This window comes from Serratia sp. SA088, from assembly GCF_049065515.1.
Classification (GTDB): Bacteria; Pseudomonadota; Gammaproteobacteria; order Enterobacterales; family Enterobacteriaceae; genus Serratia; species Serratia nematodiphila.
The window spans coordinates 364,191-379,403 of sequence record NZ_JBAKGW010000001.1 but is presented as its reverse complement, the minus strand read 5'-3'; the positions used below and the strand labels follow the sequence as shown (position 1 = coordinate 379,403).

General features: G+C 53.8%; 19 protein-coding genes. 4 read left to right on the top strand and 15 right to left on the bottom strand.

Translation table 11 applies throughout. From position 1 onward, the window contains the following. Positions 1-6: 6 nt before the first annotated feature. The 4 genes from ACOWVD_RS01860 to ACOWVD_RS01845 are packed head-to-tail and all read right to left on the bottom strand — an operon-like array spanning position 7 to position 2,434. On the bottom strand, positions 7-540 hold the full coding sequence (locus tag ACOWVD_RS01860; RefSeq protein WP_048321698.1) for a phage tail protein I: 534 nt from the start codon (positions 538-540) through the stop codon (positions 7-9). Continuing rightward, positions 533-1,441 (bottom strand): baseplate assembly protein, encoded by a 909-nt coding sequence (locus ACOWVD_RS01855; RefSeq protein WP_421105394.1) that lies wholly within the window; start codon positions 1,439-1,441, stop codon positions 533-535. Before ACOWVD_RS01855 ends, ACOWVD_RS01860 begins: the two co-directional genes overlap by 8 nt. 4 nt (positions 1,442-1,445) lie before the next feature. Continuing rightward, positions 1,446-1,796 (bottom strand): GPW/gp25 family protein, encoded by a 351-nt coding sequence (locus ACOWVD_RS01850; protein ID WP_197843194.1) that lies wholly within the window; start codon positions 1,794-1,796, stop codon positions 1,446-1,448. Further along, the gene (locus ACOWVD_RS01845) at positions 1,793-2,434 is read right to left on the bottom strand and encodes a phage baseplate assembly protein V (protein ID WP_197843193.1); all 642 of its coding nucleotides are present in this window, start codon (positions 2,432-2,434) and stop codon (positions 1,793-1,795) included. Before ACOWVD_RS01845 ends, ACOWVD_RS01850 begins: the two co-directional genes overlap by 4 nt. A gap of 372 nt (positions 2,435-2,806) precedes the next feature. Here ACOWVD_RS01845 and ACOWVD_RS01840 point away from each other — a divergent pair, with 372 nt between their 5' ends. Both ACOWVD_RS01840 and ACOWVD_RS01835 read left to right on the top strand, forming a co-directional pair. Then, positions 2,807-3,886, top strand: coding sequence for a hypothetical protein (locus ACOWVD_RS01840; RefSeq protein ID WP_197843192.1), 1,080 nt, complete (start codon positions 2,807-2,809; stop codon positions 3,884-3,886). Positions 3,887-5,417: 1,531 nt separating this feature from the next. Beyond that, positions 5,418-6,140 carry a hypothetical protein gene (locus ACOWVD_RS01835; protein ID WP_197843191.1) on the top strand — a complete coding sequence of 241 codons (723 nt, stop codon included), beginning with the start codon at positions 5,418-5,420 and terminating at the stop codon, positions 6,138-6,140. A 106-nt stretch (positions 6,141-6,246) separates the two neighbouring features. Here the strand turns inward: ACOWVD_RS01835 and ACOWVD_RS01830 are convergent, their stop codons facing one another. The 11 genes from ACOWVD_RS01830 to ACOWVD_RS01780 form a co-directional block, all read right to left on the bottom strand. Continuing rightward, a complete protein-coding gene (locus ACOWVD_RS01830; RefSeq protein ID WP_197843190.1) occupies positions 6,247-6,696 on the bottom strand; it encodes a phage virion morphogenesis protein in 450 nt (149 codons plus the stop codon). Beyond that, positions 6,689-7,156 carry a phage tail protein gene (locus tag ACOWVD_RS01825; protein WP_197843189.1) on the bottom strand — a complete coding sequence of 156 codons (468 nt, stop codon included), beginning with the start codon at positions 7,154-7,156 and terminating at the stop codon, positions 6,689-6,691. Before ACOWVD_RS01825 ends, ACOWVD_RS01830 begins: the two co-directional genes overlap by 8 nt. Then, complete coding sequence (lysC, locus tag ACOWVD_RS01820; protein ID WP_229597897.1) at positions 7,119-7,364, bottom strand: Rz1-like lysis system protein LysC; 246 nt, start codon at positions 7,362-7,364, stop codon at positions 7,119-7,121. Before lysC ends, ACOWVD_RS01825 begins: the two co-directional genes overlap by 38 nt. Beyond that, positions 7,246-7,683: an Rz-like lysis system protein LysB gene (gene lysB, locus ACOWVD_RS01815; RefSeq protein WP_197843188.1), complete on the bottom strand. Its 438-nt coding sequence runs from the start codon at positions 7,681-7,683 to the stop codon at positions 7,246-7,248. Before lysB ends, lysC begins: the two co-directional genes overlap by 119 nt. Further along, the gene (locus ACOWVD_RS01810; RefSeq protein WP_197843187.1) at positions 7,680-8,189 is read right to left on the bottom strand and encodes a glycoside hydrolase family protein; all 510 of its coding nucleotides are present in this window, start codon (positions 8,187-8,189) and stop codon (positions 7,680-7,682) included. Before ACOWVD_RS01810 ends, lysB begins: the two co-directional genes overlap by 4 nt. Then, positions 8,173-8,382 carry an HP1 family phage holin gene (locus ACOWVD_RS01805; protein ID WP_033652228.1) on the bottom strand — a complete coding sequence of 70 codons (210 nt, stop codon included), beginning with the start codon at positions 8,380-8,382 and terminating at the stop codon, positions 8,173-8,175. The genes ACOWVD_RS01810 and ACOWVD_RS01805 overlap by 17 nt, the downstream gene beginning before the upstream one ends. A gap of 2 nt (positions 8,383-8,384) precedes the next feature. Continuing rightward, a complete protein-coding gene (locus tag ACOWVD_RS01800; protein WP_197843186.1) occupies positions 8,385-8,588 on the bottom strand; it encodes a tail protein X in 204 nt (67 codons plus the stop codon). Beyond that, a complete protein-coding gene (locus ACOWVD_RS01795) occupies positions 8,588-9,094 on the bottom strand; it encodes a head completion/stabilization protein (protein WP_103085395.1) in 507 nt (168 codons plus the stop codon). Before ACOWVD_RS01795 ends, ACOWVD_RS01800 begins: the two co-directional genes overlap by 1 nt. A 94-nt stretch (positions 9,095-9,188) precedes the next feature. Then, positions 9,189-9,932 (bottom strand): phage terminase small subunit, encoded by a 744-nt coding sequence (gene gpM / locus ACOWVD_RS01790; RefSeq protein WP_197843185.1) that lies wholly within the window; start codon positions 9,930-9,932, stop codon positions 9,189-9,191. Positions 9,933-9,934: 2 nt separating this feature from the next. After that, on the bottom strand, positions 9,935-11,134 hold the full coding sequence (locus ACOWVD_RS01785) for a phage major capsid protein, P2 family (protein ID WP_197843184.1): 1,200 nt from the start codon (positions 11,132-11,134) through the stop codon (positions 9,935-9,937). A gap of 70 nt (positions 11,135-11,204) precedes the next feature. Continuing rightward, positions 11,205-12,050 carry a GPO family capsid scaffolding protein gene (locus ACOWVD_RS01780; protein ID WP_197843183.1) on the bottom strand — a complete coding sequence of 282 codons (846 nt, stop codon included), beginning with the start codon at positions 12,048-12,050 and terminating at the stop codon, positions 11,205-11,207. A 160-nt stretch (positions 12,051-12,210) separates the two neighbouring features. Between ACOWVD_RS01780 and ACOWVD_RS01775 the strand changes: the two genes are divergently transcribed. Both ACOWVD_RS01775 and ACOWVD_RS01770 read left to right on the top strand, forming a co-directional pair. After that, a complete protein-coding gene (locus ACOWVD_RS01775; RefSeq protein WP_197843182.1) occupies positions 12,211-13,983 on the top strand; it encodes a terminase large subunit domain-containing protein in 1,773 nt (590 codons plus the stop codon). After that, a complete protein-coding gene (locus ACOWVD_RS01770) occupies positions 13,980-15,011 on the top strand; it encodes a phage portal protein (protein ID WP_421105393.1) in 1,032 nt (343 codons plus the stop codon). Before ACOWVD_RS01775 ends, ACOWVD_RS01770 begins: the two co-directional genes overlap by 4 nt. The last annotated feature ends 202 nt before the right edge of the window (positions 15,012-15,213 follow it).

Below are 15,213 nucleotides of genomic sequence, written 5' to 3'. Positions count from 1 at the left end.
TTTCTCTTATCCGGGGTAAACGGTAATGACATCACCATCAATGGCAGCCGCACCGGTGTAAATCCGGCCGGGGATATCCTGCAAAATGTTAAGGCCAATCAGGTGGCGGCTCAGGGGCTTGGCATCGGCGATAAGGCGCTCCATTTCCTGATACATTTCCTCTGTGATGCCGGTTTCCAGCACGCCAATATCGAGCCGGAAGGTGCCGGGCGGATCGGCGCCGTCGGTGTGAAACCATTCAATAACGTTAATCAGGTAGCCGAGCGGCTCCACCACGCGGCGCACGGCACCGATGGTGCCCTTGTGCCGGTGAATGTAAAACGCAGCGGATACCACGCCCCGCTTGACGTCCTCCGGCCACGCCTCATCCCATCTATCGACAGAGAACGCCCACGCCAGATAAGGTAGCAGGTGCACCGGGCAGGTTTTCGGGTTCCACAGGTCACGCAGGGGAACCGGCACGCGCTCCAGCTCGGCGCACGCGGCAGCGGCGGCGACTTCCAACACCGAGGAGCCAACAGGCAATAAGCGATTAGTCATCGGCGCGCCCCGGTGTGATGTTCACGCCGGTGCAGTAGCCCGCCTGCGTTTTATCAAGCACGATGTCGGTGGCCGGTTTGGCAACTTCAACACGTTCAACACCTTCCACGGTCAGCGCCGCGATGATGCCGGAACGCCGGATACTGCGGCCTAAGCGGCGCATGGTCAGCACATAATTGTGTAAACGTTGTTTTGCCGCAGTGAGGATTGGCGCAACCTCCGGGCCGGGGTACAGGTATAAAACGGCCTCGATGACATAAGGGGCAATTTTGGCCGATTGCACAATGACGCGATCGGCAACCGGACGCACGTCCTCGTCATTCAGCGCGTCGCGGACAACCTGCAACAGTTCGGGGCTTGCGGTGCCGTCGCCGTCCCGTGACAACACGGTGACGGTCACGTTAGCCGGTGATGGGCTGATTGCCGTCACATCAGCCACCCGACCATCGGCCGAGCGGGCGTGAAAACGGTAGGAACCGGCCGAACCTGCCGTGCTCATCCCCTCGAACGCGTCTTGCAGGCGCAGGCGGTAATCTTCATCCGCTTCCATAACTGCCGGTGTTGGCGGAATTGCGCTCTCATCCGCCGGAGCAATCACCAGTCGCGGCGTGTTGAAGTTCGCGCCGAGCTGGTCAAGGTCTTCGCCGGTGGCGTGCGCCAGCATCACCGCTTTGGCGGCATCGTTAACGCGCTGGCGTAGCAATACCTCCCGATATGCATTTTCCTGAAGCAGCTTGGCGATAGGCTCCGACTCGAGCGCCAAAGTTCGGGCAACAGCTTCCTGCTGGTCGGCCGGGTACAGGGAAATCAGCGTCGCTTTGCGCCTGGCAAACAGGGTTTCATAGTCCAGCGGCTCAACGACGTTCGGCGCGGGCAGTTGGCTTAAATCGATAGTGGCCATGGTGTCAGCTCAGTGGAACGGTTAACGAAAATGTGCCGCCGGTGATGTCTTGGCGCACGCCGGTAATGTCAACGAACATCTGACCGCTGAAGGTCTTCTCGAAGGTGATGGACGTCAGCCTGATGCGCGGCTCCCATTTGAGGATTGCCATGTAGCAGGCGGCCATCACCTGCCCGTTCACCGCCGGGCTTTGCGGCTGGTCAATCAGGGCAGACAACAGCGAGCCATATTCCCGCCGCATCACTCGAGAGCCGACAGGGGTAATGAGGATGTCGCGAACGCTCTGGCTGATATGCTCGCTGTCCGTCAGGGTCTGGCCGGTATCCCGGTTCATGCCGATATATCGCACGGTCATCGGGTTCCCTCCGTCCAGTCTCCGCCGCGATGCACACCACCGTGGCCGTGTTTATCCACCTGCACGCCGTTGGATTTAAAAGTACCCCCGCAGTGCTCGATATTCCCCGACATTTTCCCGCCCTTTTTCAGCTCCAGCGTGTCGGCGGTCAGCTTGTTGGTGCAGACCACCTCCGGCGTATCAAGCGTGATTTTTTGACTGGCGATAATCGTCACTTTCGGCGCAGAAACGTCGACGGCCACTTGCGCACTGATATTGGCCGTTTTAATACCGGTAACGCTCAGTGCACCGGTTTTGGGCTCATATTCGATGACTGCACCATCGGGAAAACTGGTGTGATATGCCTCCGGCGATACTGACGGTGCCGGAAAATCGTCGGAGTTGATAGCAGGCAGCACAAAGGCGGTATCCAGCTCGCCCCCCAGCGCCAGCACTACCACTTGCTCACCGATGGAGGGTGCCCACCATGTGCGCGCACCTCCGGCACGGCAGGCCAGCCACTGCAACCAGTCCGTCGTATTGCCACCCAATTGAACGCGGCAGCCCGGCGGCGTGTACTGAACTTCTACGATGACACCAATGCGGATGAGGTCGCGCACGGCGCGCGCAAGTTCTGAAATAGATTCGAGTGTGTTCATGGGGGGAAAGGATGCCGCTGAAGAGATCCAGCGGCAATTGACGTGCGTGCTTTGGCAGGGGAAACAACAGTCTTATGCCTATTCTGTTAGATGCAGCTAATCCTAATATGCCCTCAGATTTGACTGGACACATCTATGGCACAGAACCAAACCTGCCAGGCAGCTCTTTGCCATAAGTAGAGAGTACGGATGTAATGGCACATCAGATATCTAAAATTTTGTGGTCCGTTTGATGGGTCACTTGCCCTATCTTGCCAACTAAAGGCAGCAGAAAATCACATAGAAAGATGATCTGCTTACGAGACTTAGACTTCTTTTAGATTTATAATATTTTATAAATTCGCGATGTTGATGTTATAACTTGAGGAACATATGAGCAGAAATCACAAGTACGATATATCAATAAGAATCTCGTCCAAGACAAACGACCAAATCGGGATTTTTGACGTTGAATACCCCCATACTAATAACTCAAGATTAAAAGATAAAATTGTAATAAAAGAGAAATTAATAAAGATCACAGCATACAGAAGCAAAAAGACTTCAATCACAGATGTTATTCACAACGTCAATACAGCAATGAACCATCAAATATCAAAGTCACTGGCATTTTACTATGCAAGTGTAGGTATGCCCAATAAAATAACCAGCATAAAAATAACTAGGCATTTAAGTGGGAAAATTCAAGAATCACAAACCATCATCAAATCGAACGTTCGCCAGATTGTCACCTCAGACAATGGATTTGATTATTTAAAGAAAATAAACAAAGTAGAACTTGCAACTATTTTTGAAGAAAACAGCAAGGGACGTTCTTTATTGTATGCAGTAACACACCTTATTAGTTCATGTTCATCACCCGAACCATTTCAGCAATTTGAAGCATTATGGAAATGCTTCAACTCCATCTATAAGCTTAAGGAAAACTTCACCCAAGATTTCGAATGCCTTAAAAAATTACGTGCTCATATGTTAGCAGCCTCTTCTAAATACCCTTTATCTACAGATTATGTTAGCTCAATGACTCATGATAATATATTTTCCATTGTTAACTGGCGTAATATGATTCTAAATGATTTCAGAACCGAGGCTCAGAGTAAGTCTCTATGTGGTTTCATTACACGCATTTCTGATGCTAGGTTGATTAAAAAAATTGAAGACTCTTTATCAATTCGACAGAACTTCCTAGACAATGAAGGGGTCTTAAAAACTGTACGCACTCATATTGAACAGAAAAAAAACACAAATGTGAATAGTGATATAGAAGTGGTTGCATTCATGTGTCTAAAATATCTTTATTATGTGAGAAACAAACTTATTCATGCAGAGCGTGTACATCCCAGCTTTCACTGGGTGAAAGAACACTCAAATGAAGAGATGAAAATCAGTAAATGCAATGTCATTTTAAAATTACTCATCATTGATCTCTTAAATTTTAATACAGCTTTCTAATATAATATCTGAGTTAAGGTTTCAATACCCTTCACTCATGCTTAGACCTAAAGTTAGATAGCCAAGTTTGTTTCAATCACGAACCTTGCTATGTCCGTATCAGTAGTGAAAGTAATTATAAACTTCTATCTTTCGCTAAAAAAGAACATCAGATTTAATTGTGTGCTGCCAGTGAAACTGCCAGCACATTTCCAAGTTAACACACCTAATGCTTCCCCCTCATCTTCCCTTTATTATTTCCTCTTAATTGAATGCTGAATTTGGTCTTTTCCTTCTTCACCATCACCCCCCATAACTCAGCTGCATTCGCACTCATCTCATATAGATTACTCGCTGGTTTTAAACGCTTAAGCAAATCCATTATCACCGGCGATGGCTCAATGGTTTTACTATCCATAAGATAATTTGACTCGAGAAGAAAAAATAGAAATGGAAAAACAAAAGACTGTTATCTGACTCCAAAGTGCACGTGATCTTTCATAAACACCATTAGTAACATTCAACGGCACACTCAAGAAATAAAGGGAGAGAGCTATAGGCATCAAGCAAATAGCGAAGACTGATAGCTTAGGGTATTTTATTGCCCCGACTTTATACTTAAAAAGACGTAACAAACCTAGATTACCCATAACTATAAAACTGAACCCTGCCATACTGATATCTAAACTCACAGCATTAAATTTCTGAGGAGAACACGAATAAATGAAAACAGTAAACACTGAGAGTAAAAAAAGCACAATGAAATCTTTTTTTAATGTTTGTGGAATCTAATCATGTACGGTGAATTCTTTTTCAACATCGCCATACTAAAATCGTAAAGATACAAAACAGCGAGTCCCCATGTCACACTAGGAAGAGTATCCCGATACATACTGACAAGCATATCTATCGGATTATCAAATTGAAACCATCGCAAAGACCATAAAGTTGGAATTACGAAAGTAAGAAAAAGCACACACTTCATTCCTATTATCCTTTTTCCAGACAGCAATGTTTGCCGTCAAACTCATCTCGCTATCAATCCTTCGAGTAGATCACCACTGATTTTAACGCGTTACTCGTTCAATTGGGAGATGATAACATCTTCCGCATTCTGCCGGTCAGCATTGCTAAACCCTAATAGTGACCCGCGCGTCATATTGCACGTCGCGGCTATGGCGGTTGGACCGGCCACACAAGCCCTCTTGGTAGTTGATAATAGGCAACACAAAGACCATATCCAGCTCCCCCCAGCGCCAGCACCTGCTCACCGATGGAGAACCCACCATGTGCGCGTACCTCCGGCGCGGCTGACCAGCCACTACCAATCAGTCCGTCGTATTGCCACCCAATTGAACGCGGCAGCCCGGCGGCGTGTACTGAACTTCTACGATGACACCAATGCGGATGAGGTCGCGCACGGCGCGCGCAAGTTCTGAAATCGATTCGAGTGTATTCATAGGGGAAAGGATGGACGATAAAGATCTACAACGAAATCTGAGGATGTTGTATGCTTTTCACTACAACGCCGTCAGAAAAAAATGGACACCGCATGGACGAGAAATCTTATAACCTTGCTTTTGACATTTACAAAGACTCATCAGCTCCGAGCAAGAAACAATCAATGGCTTTTGCACAAGCATCGGACATTAGAAAGTTTGAAATTGAAATGTATTGGAAAAGAGCCACTTATTTTTGGGCAATAATTGCTGTTACTTTTGCAGGTTATTTTGCATTATCCACAGCAGCATCCACCCCCCTTAAAAACATTTATTTGCTACTAATTTCATCCATGGGTGTTGTATTCACATACTCATGGTACTTAGTTAACCGAGGGAGTAAATACTGGCAAGAAAACTGGGAAAATCACCTCGATCTTCTTGAAGATGAAATCACTGGCCCCCTCTACAAAACGGTTCTCGAAAGACCAAACAGCAGAGCAAGAAAAGACTTCAATGATTGCATAGACAAGGTAGTGACAGGGCCAAGTAAACAATCCGTATCTAAAATAAATCAGTGGGTTGCCATTTACATACTCTCCATTTGGATATGCATGGCTTTTGCCAATGCAATTTTGATCTTTATAACTCGACCTGTATATCATGAGCTCGCCTTCAAAGTAATGGCTGTTATTATAATCTTTGCGTTAATGTTATTGGCTATGTGTGCAATGAAAAAAATTGGTGTAACTCATACTGGGAAACACCTAACACAAATTCACTCACGAAAAACAAAAATAGTAAAGCACAAAAAGCAAGAAAAAGCACATCGATGAGACACTTATCCAAATCGCAAACTTGCCCTTATCAAATACAGGTTTTTTAAACCATCTCAAGCCTAGAGTTTTATAATGCACTCAATTGATTGAGTGCCACCTAAGCTCATAGGCTTAAGAATGAAATTATAACATCTTTAATTATTTGCCTGTCATTAAGATTAAAACCCAACAGCGGCCGCGCGTCATATTGCACGTCCCTGCTATGGCGGTTGGGCCGGTCACGCAAGCCCTCTTGGTGCACCCGCGCGATACGCTGCACACGCCCTGCAAACTCGACCAGCGCCTCATCAGCGGTGCCTTTGGCTTTCATGTAGCGATGGGTGCGCAGTTTAGCGAACATCTCTCGCTTAACTCGCCCTTTTTTACTACGAACCGGCTGCCGCTTACGGGCGGCATACGGTGTGCCGTCCGGTGCCTGCTGGCGCTTAATGCGCTGCTGCTGACTGATGCGCAGCCGCTTGGCAATCTCGGCCGCCATCTCGCGACGGCGGGAAGCCGATAGCCCGGCAATCAGCCCGGCGAGTTTGTCATCAAAAGGCTTAAGCTCATTCATCCCACTCGCTCACCAGCTCACCGTTAATGTAAAGCTCCATCGGACGTGCTACCGGCTCAGGCAGCGGCGGCTCCAGCACATGGGACACGTGCAGCGCCCGGTCAACTTCCTTTACCAGCGTGCGCTCGGTCAGTTGCAGGCTGATACTGATGTCATAACTGTCGTCGCTGTTGATGTCAGCGAAGTAGGTGAACCCCTTTTTCTTACCCTCGTCCGTGGTCATGATATCGGGCTGATTCTCCCGCAACCACGCCCCAATCGGCACCAGCAACAAATCCACATCATCCGGGTAATCTTCGACTATCACATTGAGCGTATAGCGATTCTCAAATGACAGGGAGGCGGCCAGCGTTGCCCCGATGACACCGCTGTCGATAAATATGCGCAGCATATCCGGGTTCGCCCTGAGCTTCGGCACCGCGTCATAAAGCGCTTGGCGCAGACTTTTCGGCTTTAACATCGAGTTCCTCCTGACACTTTTTCACGGTCTCAACCTGAAGCGCACAGCTTGCCAGCGCGCGCTCAAGATTGAAGATATCGGCGCTTAAATCACCGTTGGTCTTCGGGTTGCTGCCGGGCAGCGGGCAACTGCTGACCTTCGGACAGCCAGCGTAAATAATCGTCGGGGGTGGCGAAGTCGGGGCGGGAATGCAGCCGGATAACGTCATCAGGCAAAGCAGACTGATACCAGCGGCGCAGCGCTTCATTTTCATTGAGCAGCCTCGTAATGGTGTGATTGCGACGGGTGGCCAACTGGTCAGCGGCGGCGATGCGCTGGCGCAACATGACCTGTTCGCGCTCGTTGCGCAGAGCGTTGTCCTGTAGCGCAGCGATAGCTGCGCGACTTTCGGTTAGCGCTGCCGCCACCCTGACGTTTTCCAGCTTCGCGGCATCCAGACTGTCGTCGAGCGTAATAACCTGCCATTTCAACAAAGCAATGACCGCCAGCAACACCAACGCCAGAAAAAGCTTACTACCGCGACTCATAATGCCCCCGTCATACACAGCGCCAACTCGCGCGCCCGGCGATTCTCCAGCCCGGCAGACCTGATGCCGTTGACAAATACCCAGCGGGGAAGCTGATTGCACGCGGCGGGCCACTGCTTTTTATTGATGAAATGCGCCAGCGTTGACGCGCACGCAGCGCCCGTGCCGACGTTGAACGCAAAGCTGACCACGGCGTCATAGACCGGCTGCGGCATGGTCACCGGCATACACTGCGCAAGGCGTTTCTCAACCTGCATCACATCGGCCACCAGATTGACCGCGGCTTCGCGTTCAGTGATAACCCCGCCGGGTTTCACCCCGGCGGTATGGCCGATACCGCTCGTCCAGACGCCCGCGCTGCACTGATACGGACTCAGGCGGCACCCTTCCAGATTGGCAATCAGCTCAAGGCCCGCCATTGACGTATGCAACCGGGTAAAATCCGGCAACAACGCCGCCAGCGCCAGCACGACGGCGACGCTGCAACGTTTAACGATTGATTTCATCGAAAACCTCCCGTCGAATGCCGACATTTTTCAGCAGCAAATAGCTTTTGCGGCGGTAGTACCAGTTGGTGACAAAGGTGCCGACGCCGACCACCGCACCGACAATCAGTGCGATGTCCTGCGCGGAATACTTTCCGACCCATGCCAGCAGTACCGCGACGGCATAAGCAATGAACGATGTGACTTTCTCCATGGTTAATCCCATAGCTGAACGGTTTCGGATGCCGGGGCGGTATAAATAACCGGCAGCGTGACCACCGTGCCATGCGGCAGGATGACACCCCGCTCAGCCAGCCCCGGATTCGCCAGCAGCACCGCCTCGACCACGCCTGCGGTGCGGCCGTAGACGCGATAACACAGTGCGTCTAGCGTGTCCCCCTGAAGCGCGACGGCGTTCATCAGATTTGCCCGACAATGCAGCGCGGCTTACCCTGCAACCGGGCGATTGACCAGCGCATATCCCGCCAGTGCTCATCAATGGACACCTCGACGCTGTCGGCCTTTTTGTCCCCCTTGGCGCTGGCATCCGCACCCCGGTAGCGCTCGTACAGCGTGGCGGTTGTCATGGCACAGACCGCACTCAGGTAGTGAAAGCACTTCTCACTTTCGCCGTCGACCTCGTCGGCCGGTACGTCGGCCAGCGTTTTGAAACCGGCGGCGAGTTGCTGCTCGCGATAGAGATACAGCTCGGCATTCGTCTCCGAGATACCGCTGCGAATGGCAAAGCGCAGACGCTCCGGCGAGACCGTGTACTCAAGACGCATCAGCTCGCGAATGCGTTTCGGGTCAACATCCGGGAAAAAGAACGTGTTTTTAATCACCGGCTCCGGTACAGCTGGTTGCGGGATAATGGCCGTCGGCTCGTCCGGCGGCTTAATCGGGTTACGCATAATCACTGTCGTCATGACGACCTCAAAAGATAGGGGGCGGTGGACGACGGCCTTGATACGTCAAAAGACGCTCGCGGCCGCCGTGCCGCCCGGCGCGGGGCGCGTTCTGTTAACCGGCGGTTTTTACCGCCTTGCGTGGGCGTCCGCGCTTGGCCGGCGTGGCGGCCTTACGCGGGCGCGTGGTTGTTCTTTTGGCGGCGGCCGCCGGCTTCGGCTTGAGGGCGCTCTCACATTTTTGGATCTCTTTTCTCACCCCGACATGACCGTCGAGCTGCATCGCGCGCTCGAGGTGCTCCAGCGCCTGCGCATAGTCACCGCAGTCGCTCAACATCAGGCCGGTCACCTTGAACAGTTTGGCCTTGACCATGTCGGGCATATCCTCGGCGGCCGTCATCTCGATGGCGGCGCGAAGGTCATCCATCTTGGCCGGGTTGCCCGCCTTGCGGCTGCGCTCCGCCGACAGCGCCACCTCTTCGGCCAGCAAGTACGCCACCGGGCGCTTGTTGTTCGGCACTTTAAGACGGTATTTCAGCGCATAAGGCGCAATTTCCAGCGCGCCGGGAATGTCATCGGCGTCGAGCATCCACTGCATGACGGTCATCAGGATGTCGTCCTGCGCGCCCCGCCCTTCGGCCAATACCCCGGCCACCCAAGGCGCGTAGAACGGCAACATGGCGCGTTTGTGCTCAGCCTTTTTCTCGACGGAATGGATCTGTTTCAGCTTGGTGCGGTCTGCGGCCAGTTTGACGAGCATTTGCTCGTAGGCGGTGGCATGGCGCAGCGGGTCCTCCACCCGCTGCGCAGCCTCCACGGCCGAGACCCGCATCATGTGACGCTGTGCGGGACTCGTCATGGTTACGCCTCGCCTTCAGTTTTTGGCGTTTCCTCACCGGCTGGCGCAGGTTGCGCGGCCGCCCCTTTCACGGCCAGCACGATAGCGTCAGCCAAGGCGCTGATATCGGCCCCCGCTGACTGCGGGTCTTCTTTGGATACCCGTACGTCCGACTTTTCTGTCGACGCAGGCAGCAGCTCGATATTTTCAATCAGGCAACCGGCGGCGTAGTCCTCGATGACGTAGTCAATTTTCATCGACTCGTAGTTTTCGACGCGGTCACGCTTGGCGTTCTCTTCGATATGGCGGCGGTGGCTCTCATCCATGATGTAAATCGACAGATTCTCGAGCGTGGTGACCATAATCGCGTTGGCCGGGAAGAACGGCACGCGGACGGCGGGAAGGTTGCCGATGCGCTTCTGGCTGACAATCACGTCGGCGGCCATCGCCTCGGTGTTCGGCTGCGCTTGGTTAACCAGCGGGAAGTACTTGTCGGCCAGCAGCTTACGGCCGCAAATCACCACGAGGTCAGGGGATTCCTGATGCCATGGCGCAATCAGGTTGTTGGTCGCGTCCATGACCACGGCGTCAAGGTTGGCATAATCGCCCCCTTTACCGATGCGGATGACCGGGGAAATCACCGCACCATCCTCGCCGGTGATGTTGCTCATCACGCGCGCCGGGGCTTCGTTGCGGTATTTCTGCAACCAGCCTACCACCACATCCTGCAACATCGGGTTTTTGGCTCGGTCAGACGTAGCGGCGCGGCTGATGCCGTTGAACCCGGCCATAATGAAGTCCAGCGCCTGACGCTTGGCGATGGCGTTGCGGATGCGCAACTGGAAGTCCTGATAACGCGCCCATAAATCGAGCTGGTTATAGCGCATATGGAAATCAAAGTTCACCTGCTGACACTCGTACTTATTGGACTCCAACGAGGTGAAATCAGCGGTCTGGCGCTCTTTGCCGCCGTCGGTGTCGGTGGTGCTGGCAATCGAGCCATTGACGCCCACGCCGACCTTCTCGCCTTTCAACTCGGCAACCGGCGTCATGTTGATGCGGGTCAGGAACTCGGAAGACTCCTGCACGACGTTCATCAACGACTGCGTCACCGACGGCTCTACGCTGAATTTTTTGCCGACGTCGCCGACGTCCGTGATGCCGTTCAGCTTGGCAACCTGTTGCAGATAGGCGTTAAATTTAAAGCGGGTTGTTTTTTTCATTGAATTGTCCTGATTCGATAAATTCGGGTCATCTCACAGCGGCGCGCCATACGCCCCGCCCTGACTGTTCTCAGCAGTTGGTCAACAGGCTGTCTTCACCATTGCCGCCGGGCGCTTTCGGGCGGCGCTGCTGGTTCAGGTTTTCGGTGGTATCGAGCGCGGCCTGAAGCTCGGAAAGCGCTTCCTGACCGGTCGTCACCTCACCTTTCAGCCCCGCGATTTCCTGCTCAAGCTGCGCAAAACGCTGCTCGGCGCTGTCGCCGTTGGTTTGCACCTGCTCGGCGACGGCGGTGACTGCGTCATGCACATCGCTGAAGCGCGCGTCGTCGCTGGCCTGTTTGCGGCTGAACATGCTTTTCACGCGCTCGGTCAGATTGGTCAGCAGGCTGTCAGGCTGTTCCTCAAACTCGAGCAGCACCTCAGTCGCCACCGAGAACAGATCGCCCGGCTCGGCTTTTTTACCGGCCAGCGGGTTAGTTTTGGCGCGGGAACAGAATTCGAGGTATTCGGTGCCGAGGCTGGCCGGGTCGTCAGTAACCGCCAGACCGATGAGGTAGCATTTGCCGGTGTTGGCAAAGTTCGGACGGATTTCCATGGAGGTGTAAACTTTCTGGCTCGCTTTGACCATGGAGACCAGCTCGTCGGTCGGGGTCATTTTGGCGAACAACGCCCATTTGCCGTTAAGGATGGAGTCGTCATCAATCCTCTCGGCTTTCAGCTCGACCACGTCGCCGAGACGCTTAAAATCGCCGTTGGGAAACAGTCCCTTGATGTGCTCCAGATTGATGCGGCAGCCGTAGACGCGCGGGTCGAAGATTTCCGACATTTCCTGAATGTCGTTGCCGTCAATCACGCGGCCGTCGCAGGTGTCACCCTCGACGCCGATGCGGAACCATTTCGATACTTTCTTTGCCATGTGCCATTGTCCTGAGTGGTTAAGGTCGGGGCTAGTTTCCCGACTGACCACCCTCGCGGCCAGCGACTGCCGACGGACTATCCCCTAGACAACAACACCTTAGCGCACGCCCAGCGTGGCTTGCGTAGCCTTGCCCTCGTCATGCAAATGAGGGCATACCATGCAAATCCAGACAGACACATCCTTACTCAGCGACCCACGCAGGCAGGCCGCCTTGCTGTACTGGCAAGGCTTCTCCGTGAAGCAAATCGCCGAAATGCTGAAGCAAAAAGCGCCCACGGTGCAGAGCTGGAAGCAGCGGGAAAAATGGGACGATATCGCGCCGATTTCCCGCGTTGAATCCAGCATTGAAGCGCGAATGGTGCAGCTCGTTCTCAAGACAAAAAAAGAGGGCAGCGACTACAAAGAAATTGACCTGCTGGGCCGCCAGATTGAGCGCCTCGCGCGCGTCAGCCGTTACATGAACTCCGGCAACGAAGCCGACCTCAATCCCAACGTCGCCAACCGCAACAAAGGCGAGCGCAAAAAGCCGACAAAGAACTATTTCAGCGAGGAAGCGATTGCGAAGCTGGAGGAGATTTTTTATGACGAGTCTTTCGAATATCAACTCGGCTGGCACAAGGCCGGGCTTGAGCATCGTATTCGCGACATCCTCAAATCGCGCCAGATTGGAGCCACATTTTATTTTTCCCGCGAGTCACTGCTGCACGCGCTGAAAACCGGCCACAACCAGATTTTTCTTTCCGCGAGCAAAACGCAGGCGTATGTCTTTCGGGAGTACATCATTCAGTTTGCCCGGCGGGTTGACGTTGAGCTGACCGGCGACCCAATTGTGCTCGGTAACAACGGCGCGAAACTGATTTTTCTCGGCACCAACTCCAACACTGCGCAAAGCCATAACGGCGACCTGCTGGTCGATGAGATTTTCTGGATCCCCAACTTCCAGAAACTGCGCAAAGTCGCCTCCGGCATGGCCTCGCAAAAACACCTCCGGTCGACCTACTTTTCCACCCCGTCAACGCTGGGGCATGGCGCGTTTCCTTTCTGGTCCGGCGAGGTGTTTAACAAGGGTCGCAAAAACGCCAGCGAACACGTCGAGATCGACATCAGCCACAGCGCGTTAGCGGCCGGGAAGCTGTGCGATGACGGCCAGTGGCGGCAAATCGTCACCATTGAGGACGCCCTGCGCGGCGGCTGTAACCTGTTTGACCTCGACGTGCTGAAGCGGGAGAACAGCGCCGAGGACTTCCGCAACCTGTTTATGTGCGAATTTGTCGACGACAGCGCGTCAGTATTCCCCTTTGAGGAGTTGCAGGGCTGCATGGTCGACAGTCTGGTCGAATGGACGGACGTTAACCCCTATGCAGGCCGACCGTTCGGTGACCGGCCGGTGTGGGTCGGCTATGACCCGGCGCACTCCGGCGACAGCGCCGGTTGCGTGGTGCTGGCCCCGCCGATGGTCACCGGCGGCAAATTCCGCATACTGGAGCGCCACCAGTGGAAAGGCATGGATTTCGCCACGCAGGCCGAATCCATCCGCAGGCTGACCGAAAAATACAACGTGGAATACATCGGTATCGACGCCACCGGCATCGGGCAAGGCGTTTTCCAACTGGTGCGCGCATTCTACCCGGCCGCCCGCGAAATCCGCTACAGCGCCGAGGTCAAGACCGCCATGGTACTGAAGGCGAAAGACACCATCGGCAGCGGCAGGCTCGAGTACGACACCGCGTATACCGACATCACCAAATCGTTTATGGCCATCCGCAAAACCATGACAGCCAGCGGCAGGGGCATGACCTACGAAGCGAGCCGCAGCGAAGAAGCCAGTCACGCCGATGTCGCGTGGGCCACCATGCACGCCCTGCTGAATGAACCGTTGACCGCCGCCAACGGCCAACCGTCTAAATCCATTCTGGACTTCAACCGATGAGCAAACGCAATCGCCGCAAGGCAAAAGGAAATCTGGCCGCCACCGAGGCGGACCAGAAAATGCAGGCGTTCACCTTTGGTGAGCCGTCGGCCGTATTGGATCGCCGTGACATATTGGACTACACGGAATGCGTCGGTAACGGTAAATGGGTTGAGCCGCCCGTCAGCTTTTCCGGGCTGGCAAAAAGCCTGCGCGCCGCCGTGCATCACAGCTCGCCCATTTACGTGAAGCGCAATATTTTGGCGAGCACCTACATCCCGCACCCACTGCTATCACAGCAGGATTTCAGCCGGTTTGTGCTGGATTATCTGGTGTTCGGCAACGCCTTTTTAGAAAAGCGTTTCAGCGTGACCGGCAAGCTGTTGAAGCTGGAGACCTCCCCGGCCAAATACACCCGGCGCGGCGTTGACCCGAGCGTTTACTGGTTCGTGCAATCGTTCGCTGAGCCGCACCCGTTCGCGCCCGACAGCGTTTTTCACCTGCTGGAGCCGGACATCAATCAAGAATTGTATGGGATGCCGGAATATCTGTCGGCGCTCAACTCCGCGTGGCTGAATGAGTCCGCCACGCTGTTCCGCCGCAAGTATTATCAGAACGGCGCACACGCGGGCTATATCATGTATGTCACCGACGCAGCGCAAAACAATACCGATGTTGAGGCGTTGCGCGAAGCGATGAGCGACTCTAAAGGCATGGGGAACTTTAAAAACCTGTTCTTCTACGCGCCGAACGGGAAGCCCGACGGTATCAAGATTGTGCCGCTCAGCGAGGTGGCGACAAAGGATGATTTCTTCAACATCAAAAAGGTCAGCGCCGCCGACCTGCTGGACGCCCACCGCATCCCCTACCAGCTGATGGGCGGCAAGCCGGAGAACGTCGGGTCAGTGGGTGACGTGGAAAAGGCCGCAAAGGTGTTTGTCCGCAATGAGCTGACACCGCTCCAGCAGCGCATCAAAGAAGTGAATGACTGGGTCGGCGTCGAGGTCATCCGGTTTAAAAAATACAGCCTCGACAACGACGACGAATGATAAACCGGCCGCCGGATTGGCGGCCTTTTTATACCTGCCACCAAGCGCCCTCTCACGCCCACCACGGCCCTCTCGCTCGTACATACCCGCGAATCAAACCAGCACAACAGAACGCCACCACGACGCGCTAACGCCGTCAATTCTGATAATTAAATACATGCCTGCGCGCAATGCTATCCCCGCCACGCCTGCCCGCTTCATG